General features: G+C 66.6%; 18 protein-coding genes. 9 read left to right on the top strand and 9 right to left on the bottom strand.

Annotated features, from left to right (window positions below):
- The 6 genes from H8A92_RS34595 to H8A92_RS34570 form a co-directional block, all read right to left on the bottom strand.
- A partial coding sequence (locus tag H8A92_RS34595; protein ID WP_229199825.1) for a DUF2076 domain-containing protein occupies window positions 1–498 on the bottom strand: 498 nt, incomplete at its 3' end.
- Window positions 499–627: 129 nt separating this feature from the next.
- Window positions 628–1470 (bottom strand): ChbG/HpnK family deacetylase, encoded by an 843-nt coding sequence (locus H8A92_RS34590; RefSeq protein ID WP_229199824.1) that lies wholly within the window; start codon window positions 1468–1470, stop codon window positions 628–630.
- A complete protein-coding gene (locus H8A92_RS34585; RefSeq protein WP_229199823.1) occupies window positions 1467–2513 on the bottom strand; it encodes a glycosyltransferase family 2 protein in 1047 nt (348 codons plus the stop codon). The genes H8A92_RS34590 and H8A92_RS34585 overlap by 4 nt, the downstream gene beginning before the upstream one ends.
- 138 nt (window positions 2514–2651) lie before the next feature.
- Window positions 2652–3629 carry an ATP phosphoribosyltransferase gene (gene hisG / locus H8A92_RS34580; protein WP_163155215.1) on the bottom strand — a complete coding sequence of 326 codons (978 nt, stop codon included), beginning with the start codon at window positions 3627–3629 and terminating at the stop codon, window positions 2652–2654.
- Window positions 3626–4789, bottom strand: coding sequence for an ATP phosphoribosyltransferase regulatory subunit (locus H8A92_RS34575; protein ID WP_229199822.1), 1164 nt, complete (start codon window positions 4787–4789; stop codon window positions 3626–3628). Before H8A92_RS34575 ends, hisG begins: the two co-directional genes overlap by 4 nt.
- A 340-nt stretch (window positions 4790–5129) precedes the next feature.
- Window positions 5130–5927, bottom strand: coding sequence for a 16S rRNA (uracil(1498)-N(3))-methyltransferase (locus H8A92_RS34570; RefSeq protein WP_229199821.1), 798 nt, complete (start codon window positions 5925–5927; stop codon window positions 5130–5132).
- A 465-nt stretch (window positions 5928–6392) separates the two neighbouring features.
- On the opposite strand from H8A92_RS34570, the gene H8A92_RS34565 reads away from it, so the two are divergent.
- On the top strand, window positions 6393–7130 hold the full coding sequence (locus tag H8A92_RS34565) for a hypothetical protein (protein ID WP_229199820.1): 738 nt from the start codon (window positions 6393–6395) through the stop codon (window positions 7128–7130).
- Window positions 7131–7154: 24 nt separating this feature from the next.
- Window positions 7155–8087, top strand: a complete 933-nt coding sequence (gene ubiA / locus H8A92_RS34560) for a 4-hydroxybenzoate octaprenyltransferase (RefSeq protein WP_229199819.1) — start codon at window positions 7155–7157, stop codon at window positions 8085–8087.
- Between the two features lie 239 nt (window positions 8088–8326).
- On the opposite strand, the gene H8A92_RS34555 is transcribed toward ubiA, so the two are convergent.
- Window positions 8327–8851 (bottom strand): DUF6101 family protein, encoded by a 525-nt coding sequence (locus H8A92_RS34555; protein WP_229199818.1) that lies wholly within the window; start codon window positions 8849–8851, stop codon window positions 8327–8329.
- A 274-nt stretch (window positions 8852–9125) separates the two neighbouring features.
- On the opposite strand from H8A92_RS34555, the gene H8A92_RS34550 reads away from it, so the two are divergent.
- From H8A92_RS34550 to lpxK, 6 genes are all read left to right on the top strand, one after another.
- Entirely contained in the window at window positions 9126–10514 is a 1389-nt protein-coding gene (locus H8A92_RS34550) for a TldD/PmbA family protein (RefSeq protein WP_229199817.1), read from the top strand.
- Entirely contained in the window at window positions 10501–11310 is an 810-nt protein-coding gene (locus H8A92_RS34545; protein ID WP_229199816.1) for a 3'(2'),5'-bisphosphate nucleotidase CysQ, read from the top strand. Before H8A92_RS34550 ends, H8A92_RS34545 begins: the two co-directional genes overlap by 14 nt.
- 145 nt (window positions 11311–11455) lie before the next feature.
- Window positions 11456–11704, top strand: coding sequence for a DUF4170 domain-containing protein (locus H8A92_RS34540; RefSeq protein WP_016848023.1), 249 nt, complete (start codon window positions 11456–11458; stop codon window positions 11702–11704).
- On the top strand, window positions 11701–12414 hold the full coding sequence (locus H8A92_RS34535; protein ID WP_229199815.1) for a lysophospholipid acyltransferase family protein: 714 nt from the start codon (window positions 11701–11703) through the stop codon (window positions 12412–12414). Before H8A92_RS34540 ends, H8A92_RS34535 begins: the two co-directional genes overlap by 4 nt.
- A complete protein-coding gene (locus tag H8A92_RS34530; RefSeq protein WP_229199814.1) occupies window positions 12377–13711 on the top strand; it encodes a 3-deoxy-D-manno-octulosonic acid transferase in 1335 nt (444 codons plus the stop codon). The genes H8A92_RS34535 and H8A92_RS34530 overlap by 38 nt, the downstream gene beginning before the upstream one ends.
- On the top strand, window positions 13704–14726 hold the full coding sequence (gene lpxK / locus H8A92_RS34525; protein WP_229199813.1) for a tetraacyldisaccharide 4'-kinase: 1023 nt from the start codon (window positions 13704–13706) through the stop codon (window positions 14724–14726). Before H8A92_RS34530 ends, lpxK begins: the two co-directional genes overlap by 8 nt.
- Before the next feature lie 14 nt (window positions 14727–14740).
- Here the strand turns inward: lpxK and H8A92_RS34520 are convergent, their stop codons facing one another.
- Complete coding sequence (locus H8A92_RS34520) at window positions 14741–14968, bottom strand: DUF2093 domain-containing protein (protein ID WP_016848019.1); 228 nt, start codon at window positions 14966–14968, stop codon at window positions 14741–14743.
- Window positions 14969–15154: 186 nt separating this feature from the next.
- On the opposite strand from H8A92_RS34520, the gene H8A92_RS34515 reads away from it, so the two are divergent.
- Window positions 15155–15985, top strand: coding sequence for a dienelactone hydrolase family protein (locus tag H8A92_RS34515; protein WP_229199812.1), 831 nt, complete (start codon window positions 15155–15157; stop codon window positions 15983–15985).
- Here the strand turns inward: H8A92_RS34515 and H8A92_RS34510 are convergent.
- Window positions 15982–16673, bottom strand: a 692-nt coding sequence (locus H8A92_RS34510; RefSeq protein WP_274613544.1) for an exodeoxyribonuclease VII large subunit, incomplete at its 5' end; no start/stop codon positions are given. The two genes, H8A92_RS34515 and H8A92_RS34510, sit on opposite strands and share 4 nt — an antisense overlap.

Raw genomic sequence — 16673 nt, 5'->3', positions numbered from 1 at the left:
CGTGCCGAGGAACGAGCCGCCACCGCCACCGGGCGCGCCGCCGCCGAAGGCCGGGGGCTGGCCGAATTGCGGTTGACCGTATTGCTGCGGCGGCTGGCCATAGCCGCCGGCCTGCTGCATCGCCTGGCCCGAGTTCCAGACCGGACGGCCGCCGCCGATATCGGGCGCACGCACCGGCGGCACCGAACCATGCGGCTGCTGGCCCTGTCCTTGACCCTGGCCGAAGATCGCATCGCGCATCGAATCGAGGAAACCGCCTTGCTGCTGCGCGGGCTGTTGCTGGCCGACCGCGGCCTCGAGTTCCTGGATCCTGTCATGGGCGCGCTTCAGCGCCTCGTCCTGCACCAGCGCGGTCTGCACCAGCGCGTAAACCGCATTCGGCGCGCTGCGCAGGCCCTGCATGATCGCGGACATGGCCTCGCTGTCGCGCGGGGCATTCTCCAGCTTGGCGAGCCGGTCGAAGAGATCGTCGATCAGTTGGCGTTCTTGCGGTGTCATGGCGTTCTCCATCGCGTCGATCGAATCGGCGCGCGCCTCATGTAGGACGGGGTTTGTGGCGCAAGGAGTGGGGGCCAGAATTAAATTTATGTATGCGACAATACGACCGGCGGATTTTTATGAACCCCATCAGGCCAGTGTAACTTTATTCAGGGCCAGCAGCGCGGCGAAATCGTCGCCTGCGAGATAGGCATGCTCGGTCTCGCGCTGGGTCGTCAGCGGGTCGAGATTTTTCAGGGTTTCATCGACGAAGCCCGGATGGCACATCACGAGCCCGCCCTCCGGCATGCCCTCAAGAAAGCCCTGCATCAGCGCGCCGAAGTCGCTGCCGCGCGTAAAGTCGTAGGCGCCCGCGAAGGCCGGATTGAAAGGCAGGCCGGATCGCTGCGCCTTGATGCGGAATTGCGTTGAGAGCACGTTCAGCACCAGCGCCTTCGGCGCCGCCAGCTGGCGCGCGAGCGGACCTTCGCGGCCGCACTGCCGTACCCAGGCGTTGGGCGCGCGCTCCTTCACGGCACGCAGGAAGCCGTCGCGTACCTGCGGAAACAGTTGCGCGTGCTGATGGCCGTCGACGAAATCGGGCGCGCGGCCGAACAAATCGTGGAACGCGTCGAGCTGCGCTAGCACCTCGGCATGCACCAGCTCGGCATCGAGCCGATGCATCAGCCCGGCGCGCAACAGTCGCGGGAAGGGCAGGAACATGTCGCCGTCGAGCGGCCGGAAGTGCATCGTCAGCGGCCGAAACGGCGCGGTCAGCGTCACATGCAGACCGATCGCGCAGCGCGGGCTTTTCGCCACCGATGCCTGCAGCGCAGCCGCGCTCTCCCGGCCGATCGCCGGCGTCACCATCATCACGGACGTTGCGTTGAGGCGGCCGCGCTCGATCAGATCGCGGATTGCGCGGTTGACGCCGTCACTCAAGCCATAATCGTCAGCACACAGCCAGATCCGGCGCGGCGCGGTTTCGCTCATTCGGCGGCGGTCCGCTCGGAGGCCGCCTGCGCCGCACCGCCGTCAGCGTGCTTCTCGGTATGCTCGGCGACGAAGTAGATCGGCCGCGCCTTCAGCTCGGAGAGGATCTTGCCGATGTATTCGCCGACGATCCCGATCATGATGAGCTGCACGCCGCCGATCGTCATCATGCCGATCATCAGCGACGGATAGCCGGGGACCTGTTTGCCGGTGGTCAGCACTTCCCACAGGATCGAGAGACCGAACAGGAAAGCCACGCCGGCGAGCAGCGCGCCGAGCAGGCTGGCAAAGCGCAGCGGCGCCACCGAGAACGAGGTCAGGCCCTCGATCGACAGGCCGATCAGCCGGCCGGCATTGAAGGTGGTGACGCCATGCGCGCGCGGCGCCGGCTCGTAGTCGACGCGGATCTGCCTGAAGCCGATCCAGCTGGCGAGGCCCTTAAAGAAGCGGTTGCGCTCCGGCAATTGCCGCAAGGCCGCGGCGGCGCGCGGCGAGAGCAGGCGGAAGTCGCCGGCGTCCTCGGGAATCTGCTGCCGCGCGCCCCAGTTGATCAGCGCGTAGAAGCCGCGCACGGCAAGTCGCCGCGCCGCCGATTCATTGTCGCGATGCGCCTTCGCGGTATAGACCACGTCGTAGCCGTCATCGATCCAGTGCGCGACCAGTTGCTCCACCAGCGTCGGTGGGTGCTGGCCGTCGCCATCCATGAACAGTACCGCGCCGCGGCGGGCATGGTCGAGGCCGGCCATCAGCGCCGCCTCCTTGCCGAAATTGCGCGACAGCGACACCACCTGGAGGTCGAGCCCATCGGCAGGCAGGCCGCGCGCGATCGCCAGCGTGTTGTCGGCGCTGCCGTCGTCGACATAGATCACTTCGCAAGCGAGGCCGTAACGGACGCCCAGCGCCCTGGCGAGGTCGATCAGCCGCTGGTGCAGCGCACTGAGCCCGGCGGCCTCGTTGTAGACGGGCACGACGATGGACAGACCCTGCGCGGCCGCGGTCTTGGCGGTTGTGGTCAGGCTGGAAACGTCAGAGCCCAGCATCATCGGTCAGGTTCCAGAACTAGAGCGTTTTCGCGCGAAATCGGGTTCCGGTTCGCGGCAGGAAAACGCGTCGCAACAGAGATCATGAACACAATATGGTACCGACGGCCGGCTGTCGCCAAGATGAACGGCCCGGTCTACTCATTGTCGCAGGAACGCCTCAAGCTTGGCGAACAGCGGGTTCTCGCGGTCGAACACGTAGTCCAGCGACACCACCGAGACGGTCTCGGCGCCGTGCTCGCGCAGGAAGCTGCCGAGCGCGTAAAGCTTGCCCGGTGGGCAGTGCAGCGTAAGCATGCCCGACGAGGTCGGGCCGCCGAACGGGGCGACCACGCCGAAACGGCTGTGCGCCTCGGACAGCAACGCATCGTTGCAACCAGCGAAGCGGGTGCGGACCTCGCGATACTTGCTGGCGCGGGCGCGCGCGGCGATGTGGTCGAGGATGACGCGCGCGGTCTCGCGGGCGCCGGTCGACCAGTCGGCATCCTTGGAGGCCACCAGATTGGCCTGGCTGCGCAGCATCACGCCGTCGTCCAGCACCTTGAGCCCGTTGGCGGCAAGCGTAGCGCCGGTGGTCGTGATGTCGACGATCAATTCGGCGGTGCCGGCCGCGGGCGCGCCTTCGGTGGCGCCGGCGCTCTCGACGATGCGGTAGTCGCCGACGCCGTGCCTGGCGAAGAAGCCGCGCGTCAGGTTGATGTATTTGGTCGCGACCCGCATGCGATGATTGTGCTGCTCGCGGAAGCCCGATGCGACGTCGTCGAGATCGGCCATGGTGCGGACGTCGATCCAGGCCTGCGGCACTGCGACCACGACATTGGCATAGCCGAAGCCGAGGCCTTCGATCATCAGCACGCGCTTGTCGGGATCCGGAATGCTCTCGCGCACCAGATCCTCGCCGGTGACGCCGAGATGCACCGAGCCGCGGGCCAGATTGGCCGCGATCTCGCTCGCCGAGAGATAGGCGATCTCGACATTGTCGACGCCGGCGATGGTGCCGCGATAGTCGCGCGCGCCGCCGGCCTTCGACAGGGTCAGCCCGGCGCGGGCGAAGAAGCTCTCCGCGTTTTCCTGCAAGCGCCCCTTGGAGGGGACGGCGACGACGAAGGGTGTGCTCATCGGGCGTCTCCGCGCAGGGCCTTGCCGTGTCGGGTCATCGCCTCGATCCAGACCGAGAAGCCGACCGCGGGGATCGGGCTCCGTGATCCGAGCTGCGTCATCAGCCCATCATAGCGGCCGCCCGCGACCAGCGGCTCGCTGCCGTTGCCCTTGGCGTGCAGCTCGAACTCGAAACCCGTGTAGTAGTCGAGGCCGCGGCCGAACGCGGTCGAGAAGCGGGTTTTTCGGATGTCGATGCCGCGCGCCGCCATGAAGCCGACCCGGCTCTCGAGCTGGTCGATCGCGGCGGCGAGGTTCAGCTTGGCGTCCGAAGCCAGCGCGCGCAGTTGCGCGACCGCGTCGTCGGGATCGCCCGAGATCGCCAGGAAGCGCTTGATGGTCGCGACCGCGTCGCGCGGCAGCGCGCCGGCCTTCAAGGTCGATTGCTCGAGGAAGCGGTCGGCGATCTCGGCGACCGTGCGCCCGCCGACATTGGTGGTGCCGGCGATCGACATCAGATCGGTGACCAGCGCCAGCGCCGCCTTGCGGTCGGAGCCGGCCAGCGCCGCGAGCACGCCCTCATATTCGTTGCGGCCCGGCGCGGTCGAGAGTGTCAGCTGCTCGATGTCGTCGGTCAGCGAAACCTTGCGGTTGAAATCCTTGATCAGCCGGCGCCGCCACACCGGATAGAGCTCGAGCGCATCGATCAGCGCGTTGAACAGCGCCACGTCGCCGGTGCGGATCTCGACATCGGTCAAACCGAAAGCCGTGGTCGCCTCCAGTGCCAGCGCGAGCATCTCGGCGTCGGCCGCGGCGCGGTCCTGCCGCCCGAAGGATTCGATGCCGGCTTGCAGGAATTGGCTCGGCTGGCCGTCGCGATAGCGGAACACCGGCCCGAGATAGCTGAAGCCGGCCGGCTGGCCGGCGCGGGGCGAGGCGAGGTAGTCGCGCGCCACCGGAATCGTAAGATCCGGGCGCAGGCAGAGCTCCTCGCCGCTCGGGTCGGTCGTCAGATACAGGCTCTTGCGGATGTCCTCGCCGGAGAGGTCGAGGAACGGCTCGGCCGGCTGCAGGATTGCGGGCTCGGACCTGAGATAGCCGGCCTGCGCGAACGAGGCCAGCAGCGCATCCGCCCATGAGGCGGATCCGGCGGCGGATCGTGGTGCGGCAGGTTCGGTCATCTCGACGTCCATTTCGCCTCGAAATCGAGTTCCAGGGCGGGTTCCATGGGTGGTGTTGGCGGAGCCCTTAGCATGGCCGTGTCAGGGTTTCGACAGGGATCAGCCAAGTGGCTTAATGATTGGGTTCGTTAACGATTTTACGACGGCTTGGCTAGGGCAGGAATTGCGAGTGAAGTGAGCACCTCAGTCGGACTTCCTCGTCCCTTGCGGGGGAGGGTGGGGAGAGGGGTAAGCCCCGCACTCGGGCAGCCGAGATATCCACGGACAATCCAGCTTCTGCAACGTCAACACTGAAAGTGTGAATTCGCGTCGCGCAGCGGAGCAAGCGGCACCCCTCTCCCTAACCCTCCCCCGCAAGGGGCGAGGGAACCATTCCGCCGGTGCGTCCATCACTCGCGCCCCAATCCCCCAGTGCCGCCTGCACCAGCGCCAGCGCGGCGACGGCGGCGGTGTCGGCGCGCAGGATGCGCGGGCCGAGGGCGAGGCGGAGGATGCTGGGCTGGCGCAGCAGCAGCGCGCGCTCCTCCTCGGCGAAGCCGCCCTCAGGGCCGATCAGGACATCGATGCCGGCATTTGCAGCCCTCGCCGCTTGCAGCGCCTGGATCGGATTTGCGACCTCGGCCGCCTCGTCGCAGAACACCAGCAGCCGCGCCTGGTCGCGCCCGGCGAGGTAGCGTTCGAGGGGCAGGGGATCGGCGACCTCGGCGAGCGAGATGATGCCGCATTGCTCGGCGGCCTCGACCACATTGGCGCGCATCCGCTCGCTGTTGACCCGCGACACCTGGGTGAAGCGCGTCAGCACCGGCACCAGCCGTGCCGCGCCCATCTCGACCGCCTTCTGCACCATGTAGTCGAGCCGGGCATGTTTCAGCGGCGCGAACACATAGGCGACGTCGGGCAGCCGATCCTGCGCGCGGGTTTGTGCTGCGATTGTCAGCGTGTCCGCCCGCTTGCGGCCGGAAATCGCCGCGCGCCATTCGCCGTCGCGGCCGTTGAACACCAGCACGGTGTCGCCGGCGTTAAGCCGCAGCACGTTGCCGAGATAGTTGCTCTGGTCGCGTTCGAGCGGAACGGTGGCGCCGGCACCGAGCGGGGCATCGACAAACAGGCGGGGGCTGCGGAAATCGTGTTCAGGCATGTCGTGGGTTCTTGAGATGCGTTCCAGCGGCGTCAGTGCTGTGCGGCAGGTTAACCAAACCGGGCGACACCGTAATCGCGCGGACTCGCCAGGAACTGGTCGGCCAAGGTAGTAAGGAAGCGTCGATATATTGCTTCTGACACCAAGTCATTTTTCCAGTCCGAGGGGTCGCTTGCACGCGGCCCCTTTTGTTTTTCGGTCAGCGCAGGACCGTAAAATTCAAACCGGCGCATGACCGAAAATCCCGCTCAGGCAGACTTGATGGTCGATTTTTACCGTGCTCGTAGCCTAAAGGCTTAGAATCGGGGAACAATTTAATGTGGCCGGTGTGGCCCTACGCCGCGCTGTCGCCCAAATCCACGGGTTGTTAAGGCCTCACAGGAATCGTAAAACGCCCCCAAATTTCGTTGCTTCGTTTTTGTAGCGCTGGGGTTGCCTGGACCTTTTGCCGGAGAAACACCCTCGATGATCCGCCGACTGATCGTGCTGACCGTTGCCGCGACCGCCCTGTCTGCGGGGCAGGCGGCTGCCCAGAGCGCTTTTCCGGCACCGCTGCCCAATCAAGGCCAGGCCGGCACCGCCTCGGATCCCGCGTTCCCGCCGGTCAACGTTGCACGTCCCGCCAGCCGGGCCGGCACCGCCTCGGATCCTGCATTCCCGCCGGTCAATGGCGCGCCGGCGGCCAGGGTCGGCGCCACGCCGTCGGCCTTTCCGAGCAATGGTGCTGCCCCCATCGCGGGCGGCGGTCTGTCATCTCCGCCGCCCCCGCCCAGCGCGGAGGCAGGTGGCCCCGGCGAGGCCTGCATGAAGAATTTCGTCCCGCTGCGTGAGGAGGCGGAGAAGCGTGGCAAGGCGATCAAGACGGCGAGCGATCGGCACGCCAGCCCGCAGGAGGCCTGCAAGCTGATCGGCAATTACAGCCAGGCCGAGATCAAGATGATCAAATATGTCGATACCAACGCGGCCAAGTGCGGAATTCCGCCGCAGATCGCCAACCAGCTCAAGGACGGTCACAAGAATACCGAAGCGCTGCTGAAGAAGGTCTGCAACGTGGCGGAGCAGGCGGCGGCGCAGCCGCGCGGGCCGGCGGGGCCGTCGCTGAGCGACGTGCTCGGCTCGTCCGCCTCGCTGCCGGAAGCGACGCCGACCAAGAAGGGCGGCAGCACCTTCGATACGCTGAACGGCAACGTTCTCACCCGATAAGGGTCCACCGATGATTGACCGCAGATGAGTGACGTTTCCGCCCGCGTTGCCGACTCCACAGGCAACTGGGTGGATACCCATGCGCCGGTCTGGTCACGGCCCTATCTGCGGCTGGCGCGCTACGACCGGCCGATCGGCTCCTGGCTGCTGTTGATGCCGTGCTGGTGGTCGGCGGCGCTTGCCGCCGGCGTCGCGCAGGATGTCCGCTCGCTGCCGCTCGTCGTCCTGCTGTTCTTCATTGGCGCCTTCGTGATGCGCGGCGCCGGCTGCACCTGGAACGACATCACCGACCGCGATCTCGACGCCAAGGTCGAGCGCACCCGGTCGCGGCCGATTCCGGCCGGACAGGTCACGGTGACGGGGGCCGTGGTCTTCATGGTGCTGCAGGCGCTGATCGGGCTTGCGGTGCTGGCGCAGTTCAACCGCTTCGCGGTGCTGACCGGCATCGCCTCGCTCGTGATCGTCGCGATCTACCCGTTCATGAAGCGGATCACCTGGTGGCCGCAGGTCGTGCTCGGTCTCGCGTTTTCCTACGGCGCGCTGATGGGATTTGCAGTGACGCTCGAACGCATCGATGGTGCGGCGATTGCGCTCTACGCCGGATCGATCGCCTGGGTGATCGCCTACGACACCATCTACGCCCACCAGGACGCCGAGGATGATGCACTGATCGGCGTCAAGTCCACCGCGCGGCTGTTCGGCGCGCGCACCCATCGCGCGCTGGTGATCTTCTATGGTCTCGCCGTGCTGCTGATCGGCGTGGCATTCGCGCTCGCGGGGGCGCGCTGGCCGGCCTGGATCGGCCTTGCCGCGTTCGCACTGCATCTCGGCTGGCAGGTCCGCCGGCTCGACACCAGCGATCCCGCGCTCTGCCTGCGCATCTTCAAGTCCAACCGCGACGCCGGCTTCATCCTGTTCGCGAGCCTCGTCGTCGACGCGGTGCTGCGCGCGGCGTAACTCTCATTCCGTCGTCATTCCGGGGGCGCGCGAGAGGTGTCGCGAGAATACGGACGCATGACTCATCGACCGAACCACATATTCGGTGTCGTCCCTGCGAAAGCAGGGACCCATAACCACCAACGGTTATTGCTGAGCATGCCGGAACGACGAGTCCCGTTCACGACATAAGCCGCGGGGTATGGGTCCCTGCTTACGCAGGGACGACAGTTACCGTGAGGCGAATGACGGTGCCAAACTCAATCCCGCGCGATGATCTCGCGCTCGTCGCGATGCACGCTGGCTTCGTTGAGCTGAACGCCGGCGCGGCGGCGGACCAGGAATTTCGGGCGGCGCGCGCGGATCGCGTTGCGGCGACGGCGACGCGGGGCCGGCTGGCGCGGTGCCCGCTCGGTCAGCTGCGGCAGGCGGAAGATGTCGCTCCACGTCTGCCAGGCGGAGGTGATTTCGTCGGCATCCGAACTGGAGCCGAGCGGAATGGTGAGCGCGGGATCGCGGTGAACCAGCACCAGCATCTGCGTGTCGTCGATGCCGCGCACGGCGACGCCGAGGAAATCGCTGACGCGAACATTGACCGCCATCCGCATGCCGAGAACGGCACGGCGCAGCACGACATGTTCGCGATGAAGCTCGACCTGCCGCGTGCCGCCATCCGCGCGCGCATCCTGCGCGTGGAAGGAGAGCGGAAGGGAAAGAGGGTCGAGCCGCAGTGCGCAGCTCGACCCGGCGGAATTGATTCCGCTTGTTGGTGTTTGACGCCTCAAAGCTCTGTCTCCCCGCCGGGATTATGTTCCCGGTCGATGTGTGAGAGCCTAGCCGAGCGATGGCCGTTTCGGCTTAAAAAGCCTGGTTAATCTCTCCTCACCTGGCGCCATGATTGACAAGAGGTTGGCCCGCATGATTGACGAAGCCTTGCCCCGTTCACTCAAATCTTTGTTGCTCGCCGGCGCAAAGTGCTTGAAATCCCTGTGAATCCGGCACATCTGGTGAGGTCTGTTACTTCGTTCCGGGCCCCCCTCAACCCGCAGGAATTCGTTCGTGAACTCTTCACCATCTGCATCGCGACACGGTGATACCTCCGATCTGTTCGACCAATCCGCGCTCAGCGACCTCGCGCAGCGCCTGGTCGATGCCGCCAAGCGCGCCGGCGCCGATGCGGCCGACGCCCTTGCGGTGCGCGGCGTCTCGCAGGGCGTCGAGGTGCGCGACGGTCGCGTCGAGGAAACCGAGCGCTCCGAAGGCGACGACGTCGGCTTGCGGGTGTTCGTCGGCCAGCGCCAGGCGGTGGTGTCGACCAACGACGTCGGCGGCGACGGGGTCGCAAAGCTTGCCGAGCGCGCGGTGGCGATGGCGCGCGTCGCGCCTGACGACAAATATGTCGGCCTGGCCGATCCCGCGCTCCATGCGCATGATTTCCCCGATCTCGATCTGCTCGACCGCAAGGTTCCGACTACGGCCGAGCTCGAGCAGCGCGCCATCGAGGCGGAGGCTGCAGCGCTCGCGGTCAAGGGCGTCACGAAGTCCGGCGGTGCGTCGGCCTCGACCGGGATCGGCGGCATGGTGCTGGTGACGTCGACCGGCTTCCACGGTTCTTATCTGCGCTCCAGCCACGGCATCTCGACGACGGCGATTTCCGGTGAGGGCACCGGCATGGAGCGCGACTATGATTTCACCAGCGCGCCGCATGCGTCCGATCTCGATTCGCCCACGACCGTCGGCCGCAAGGCCGGCGAGCGCGCGGTGGCGCGGTCGAATCCGCGTAAGGTCGAGACCTGCAAGGTGCCTGTGGTGTTCGACCCGCGGGTTGCCGGCTCGATCGTCGGCCATCTGGTCGGCTCGATCAACGGCGCCTCGATCGCGCGCAAGACCAGCTTCCTGAAGGACAAGCTCGGCGAGCAGCTGTTCTCCAGGGACATCCGCATCATCGACGATCCCCTGCGCGTGCGTGGCCTGCGTTCGCAGACCTTCGATGCCGAGGGCGTCAAGGTGAAGCGGACGGCGCTGATCGACGAAGGCGTGCTCACCACCTGGGTGCTGGACTCGGCGACCGCACGCGAGCTCGGCCTGGTGACGACCGGGCATGCCCATCGCGGCGTGTCGTCCTCGCCGTCGCCCGGCACGTATAATCTGCATCTCGAGCCGGGTGCGGTGACGCCGAAAGAGCTGATCTCCGACATCAAGCAGGGCTTCTATGTCACCGACCTGATCGGCTCGGGTGTCAACGGCGTGACCGGCGATTACAGCCGCGGCGCCTCCGGCTTCTGGATCGAGAACGGCGAGATCACCTATCCGGTCAGCGAAGTGACCATCGCCGGCCATCTGCTGCCGATGTTCAAGTCGCTGGTCGCCGCCAACGATCTGGAGTTCCGCTACGGTGTCAATTCGCCGACGCTGCGCATCGAGGGTCTGACGCTTGGCGGACGCTGATACGGACGACTGGACCAAGGCGCGCGATGCCGCCTTGCTGACGCGATCGGTGCAGGAGGCGGGCCGGCTCGCATCGTCGCTGTTCCGCACCGAATTGAAAAACTGGATCAAGGGCGCGTCCTCGCCGGTGTCGGAGGCCGACATCGCGGTCAACGACCTCCTGGAGCAGCAGCTGCGTTCGGCGACGCCGGCTTACGGCTGGCTGTCGGAGGAGAGCGTCGACAACGCGACCCGGCTTGACAGACGCTTCACCTGGATCGTCGATCCGATCGACGGCACCCGCGCCTATCTCGCCGGTCGCGAGGACTGGTGCGTCAGTGTGGCGCTGGTTGAAAATGCATCGCCGGTGCTCGCGGCGGTGTATGCGCCGGTGACCGAGGAATTCTTCTTCGCCGCCCGCGGTCAGGGCGCCACCCTGAACGACAGCGGCGTGCACGCGACCGCAGGCACCGATTTCGATTTTCCCCGGATGGCCGGACCGAAACCGCTGGTGCAGCGGCTCAGCCCGACGTCCGACGAGATCACGCTGTTTCCGCGGATCGGATCGCTGGCCCTGCGGTTGTGCCGCGTGGCACAAGGTCGACTTGACGCCGCCTTTGCCGGCGGGCAAAGCCGCGACTGGGATCTTGCCGCCGCGAATTTGATCGTGCAGGAAGCGGGTGGTAAGATGACCGCGCTCTCGGGGGATGCGATTGAGTACAATCGCCGGGAGGTGACGCATGGGGTGCTGGTGGCAGCAGGGCGCGAACGTCATGCACGCATTGTCGAGCATTTTCGCAACCGTCCATTGCCGTGAGCTCCCGCCGATCCGCACCGCGTTTCCGATTGTGACGACCAGACCTGTTACGACAGACCTGTGACGACCAGACTTGTGACGACCAGACCTGTAACGACCAAGACTTCACTGCTTTGCCGGGCATCTCGTTAGGAAAACCACCATCATGTCAGACAATGCCCAGCCGCAGCTGCTTCACCTCGTCATCGGCGGCGAGTTGACCGATCTCGAGCACAACACCTTCAAGAATCTGGACGAGGTCGAGATCGTCGGCGTTTACCCGAACTATGCGACCGCCTATGCGGCCTGGAAGGCGAAGGCGCAGCAGACGGTGGACAACGCCCAGATGCGCTATTTCGTCGTTCACCTCCACCGGTTGCTCGATCCTGAGCAGGACACAAAGCACTCCCATTGAAACGACTTCTTCGCGATCTGCTGCGCAGCGGCTTCGTGCAGCGCGCGCTGGGTGTGCTTGCGGCCGAGTATCTGCGGCTGGTCTGGTACACCAACCGCTTCAGCTACCAGCCGTCTGACGTGTACGGGATCGTCGAGCCCTTGATGCCGGCGATCTTCGTGTTCTGGCATGGCCAGCACTTCATGACGCCGTTCATCAGGACCAAGAAGAGCTACCGCGCCAAGGTATTGATCTCTCGCCACCGCGACGGCGAGTTCAATGCCCTCGCGGTCGAGCGGCTCGGCATCGGCACCATCCGTGGTTCCGGCGACCATTCCGGCGCGTTCCATCGCAAGGGCGGCGTCGGCGCCTTCCTCGAGATGGTCCGGACCTTGGAAGACGGCTGCAACATGGCGACCACGGCCGACGTCCCGAAGCGGGCGCGGGTGGCGGGCCTCGGCGCCATCATGCTGGCGCGGGAGAGCGGCCGGCCGATCATCCCGTTTGCGATGGTCACCAGCCGATTCATCCGGTTGAAAAACTGGGATTCGACCACCATCAATTTGCCATTCGGGCGGGGCGCAGTGGTAGGTATTGAGCCGGTCTATGTGCCGCCGGATGCCGACGCCGCGACGATGGAAAAGCTCCGGCAGCAGGTGGAGGATCTACTCAACGAAGCGACCCGGCGCGCCTATGCAGCCGTCGGGCGGCCGGAGGCAGCGCTTGGCTAGCTCGCTACCGATGACGTTGCGCATGTACCGCAAGCTGTCGTCTGCGATAGTGCCGCTCGCGCCTGCCTTGATCAAGCGGCGGCTCAAGCTCGGCAAGGAAGACCCTGAGCGCGTCGGTGAGCGGCGCGGCGTCAGCGCCGACACCAGGCCGCAGGGGCCGCTGGTGTGGATCCATGGCGCCAGCGTCGGCGAGGTGCTGGCGGCGGTCGGGCTGATCGAGCGGCTGCGCGCGCTCAATCTGCGCATTCTGCTCACCTCAGGCACGGTGACCTCGGCGGCGATCGTGGCCAAGCGCTTTCCGCCCGACGTGATCCACCAATACGTGCCGTATGACTCGCCGCGCTATGTCGCGCGCTTCCTCGATCACTGGCATCCTTCGCTGGCGCTGTTCATCGAATCCGACCTGTGGCCGAACCTGATCCTGTCGAGTGCCGCGCGGCGGCTGCCGATGGTCTTGATCAATGGACGGATGTCGCAGCGCTCGTTCCCGCGCTGGCGCCGGCTTTCCAACACCATCGGGGCGCTGCTCGGACGGTTCGACATCTGCCTCGCGCAGTCGAACACCGATGCCGAACGCTTTGCCGCGCTCGGCAGCCAAAACGTCGTCGTCACCGGCAATCTCAAGCTCGATGTCGCGGCGCCGCCGGCCGATCCGGCCAAGCTGGAGCGGCTGATGTCGGTGACGCGCGGCCGCGCGATCGTGGTTGCCGCGTCGACCCATCCGGGCGAGGAAGAGATCCTGATCGAGGCGCACAAGTCGCTCGCCAGATTCTTCCCCGGGCTGCTCACGGTGATCGTGCCGCGGCATGCCCATCGCGGCGCGGCGGTCGCACAACTCGTGACCGACGCCGGCCTTCGTCCCGGCCTGCGCTCGCATGAGGACCTGCCGGTCGCGACAACCGATATCTATGTCGCCGACACGATGGGCGAGCTCGGACTGTTCTATCGCCTCGCGCCGATCGTGTTCATGGGCGGCTCGCTGGTTGAGCGTGGCGGCCAAAATCCGATCGAGGCGATCAAGCTCGGCGCCGCGATCGTGCACGGCCCGCATGTGTTCAATTTCACCGAGGTCTATGAGGCGCTCGATCGTGCCGGCGGCGCCCGCCGCGCGGACGACCGGGACGCGCTGGTCAAGCAGCTTGGTCAGTTCCTCGCCGATCCCGTCGCGCGCGACACCTCGCTGGCGGCCTCAGAGCGCGTCGTCGAACAGCTCGGTGGCGCGCTGGAGCGCACGGTGACCGCTCTCGAGCCCTATCTGTTGCAGTTGCGGCTCGAGATGGGAGCCGCCAATGCGTGAGCCGGCCTTCTGGCACCGGCCATCATCTTGGACATCGCAATTGTTGAGACCGCTTGCCGCGCTGTACGGCGCGGTCGCCGCGCGGCGGATGCGGCGCCCCGGTATCGATGCCGGCATTTCCGTGATCTGCATCGGCAATTACCACGTCGGCGGCGCGGGCAAGACGCCGACGGTGCTGGCGCTGGCAAAGCTGCTGCGCGATCTCGACGAGCGGCCGGTGGTGCTCAGCCGCGGCTATGGCGGCAGGCTTGCCGGCCCGGTCAAGGTCGATCGTAACAGCCACACGGCGGCCGATATCGGCGACGAGCCGCTGATGATGGCGGCGACCTTGCCGGTCGTGGTGTCGCGCGACCGCGCTGCCGGCCTGGCGCTGGCGCGCGCGCAGGATGCGAGCGTGATCCTGATGGATGACGGCTTCCAGAATCCATCCGTGGCGAAGGATTGCTGCCTGATCGTGATCGACGGCAGGCGCGGCGTCGGCAACGGCCGCGTCATTCCGGCAGGCCCGTTGCGCGCGCCGCTGCCGCTGCAGCTGGAACGCACCGACGCGCTGATCGTGGTCGGGGAGGGGAGTGCGGCGCAGACCATTGCAGCCGATCTCGCGTCCCGCGGCAAGTCGGTGTTGTCGGCGCGCCTGAAGCCGGACCAGACCTCGCTGGCGGCGTTGAGCGGGACGCGTGTGCTCGCCTTCGCCGGCATCGGCGATCCCGCACGCTTCTTCAACACGCTGCGGTCAAGCGGCGTCGATGTGGTGCGCCAGACGGCTTTCGCCGATCATCATGCCTTCACGAAGGACGAGATCGAAGCGCTCATTGCCGACGCGCGAAGCGAGGGCCTGACGCTGGTGACGACGGAAAAGGATCTGGCGCGGTTGCGAGGGCCGGACGGCATGCCGGCCTGGGCGCAGGCGATCGTGCCGTTCGCGGTGACGCTGCAATTCGATGATGGAAACGCGCTGCGGCGCCTGGTGACCGATCAGCTGTTCAAGGCGCGGGACAGGAGGCTGCGCAAATGAACCCGGTCCTGCGCTTAAGCCTGCGGCTTGAGCACGCCCGGATGGTGGCGCTGCAACACGGCGGTCGGGGTGGCGTAGGCCTCCTGCAGGTCGACGCTCCAGTACTTCAGCTCGTCGAGCGGGATCCGGACGTCGGTGATGGCACAACGCACAAAGGTGCCGGGCGAGATCACGCGGAAATCGCCGTCGAGATACTGCACCTGCGCCTCGCCATGGCCCGAGGGACCGAACTTGTTCAGCACGTTTGAACTCTCCGCCTTGCCTCCGATGAGGCAGCCTTAATGGTCATGAAACCGTCTATCACAGATAGGGTGTCATGTCCGCCCGTTAAACCACCGACTTGTGATGATTTGGCGGCGGACGTGCATGGTAGCGTTGCAACCATGGTCCGCTGTGTTTGCAGCGCCATAACGAGCCGGCCGGATCGAATGCGCCTCAAGTCAGTTTTCATGTGCCTCGCCATGCTAGCCGCGCCGGCCGCGGCCGCGACGCCGCTTCCAACCCCGCGCCAGGTCGAGATTCCCGACGGCAATGTCACGCTGCACGCGCAGCTCTACCGGCCCGATGGCGACGGACCGTTCCCGACCGTCATTGCGCTGCATGGCTGCGGCGGTCTCGCCGGCCGTTCCGAGCAGGTCGCACCGCGCTATCGCGACTGGGCCGAGCAGCTGCTGATGGCCGGCCATGCGGTGCTGCTGCCGGACAGTTACGGCTCGCGCGAGCTCGGTCCTCAGTGCCGCATCCGGGAGCATCAGGTCCAGACCCGCCGCGCGCGGGTCGCCGACATCAATGCGGCACGGCAGTGGCTGGTGCAGCAGAAATGGGTCGCGAAGAGCCGCATCAGCCTGATCGGCTGGGGTAACGGCGCCGCCGCCCTGCTGTGGGCGGTGCGGCCGCAAATGTCGTCGCGCAACGTCGAGCCGGATTTTCGTTCAGCGATCGCGTTCTATCCGGATTGCCGCACCTCGTTCGGCCTCGGCTGGAGCGCGCGGGTGCCGACGCTGGTGCTGATCGGCGCGCGCGACGACGTGACATCGTCATCGGCCTGCCACCAGATGGTCGACGGCGCGCACGGCCGCAGCGCGCTCGCAAAGATCGTGGTCTATCCCGACGCCTATCACGACTTCGATCGCGCCAATTTGCCGCTGCACGCGGTCGCGGCCTCCGATGTCGATGTCGCCGAGCGTGGCCATATCGGCACCGACGCGGATGCGCGCAAGGATGCGCAGAAGCAAGTCGCCGAGTGGTTGGCGCGCTAGAACAAGCTGCCTTGATCGACCGGCTTGGTGACGCGCTTCGGCGCCGCCGGCTTCGCGTCGCGGGGTTGCGGCTTCGGCGCGCTCTCAGGCGTCACCGTCGCCGCAGGCTGATCGGCGCTCGCGGTGGCGGCGACGCGACCGTCGGCGAACTCGATCGACAGGCTCGCGTTCGGGCCGACTGCGGCGGCGGAATGCAGTGCATGGCCCTCGGCGTCGCGCACCAGCGCAAAGCCGCGCGCCAGCACGCCGCGATAGGACAGCGCCGACAGCAGCTGGCTGCGATGCGCGACCCGCGCCTCGAGCCGTTGCAGCGTCGTCAGCAGCGCGCGGCGGGCGCGCTCGGCGAGGCGGTGGGTCCGCTCCAGATCGCGCGCGATCGCATTGCGCTGCGCCTTGGCGTTGGCAAGCTTGGAGGCCTTGAGGCGGATCTCGAGCCCGTTGAACCGCTCGCGGCGGCGATGCAGCAGCGCGCGCGCCGACAGCGTGATGCGCTCGCCGGATGCGGTCAGCCGCTGCCTTGCGTGCGCGACCTGGCCACGCAGCACGCCGATGGTGAGGCGCGAACTGCTCGCGGCGAAGCGGCGGAAATGCGCGTGCGTATTGGCCTTCAACCCGCGCGGCAGCCCGGCTGCAAGATGGTCGAGCCGCTGTCTGGGGATCGCCAGCAATTCGTTTGCCGCAGGCAGCG

It is taken from the genome of Bradyrhizobium acaciae (assembly GCF_020889785.1).
Lineage (GTDB): Bacteria > Pseudomonadota > Alphaproteobacteria > Rhizobiales > Xanthobacteraceae > Bradyrhizobium > Bradyrhizobium acaciae.
The sequence above is the reverse complement of the archived record's forward strand: the minus strand, read 5'-3'. Positions and strand labels throughout refer to the sequence as shown.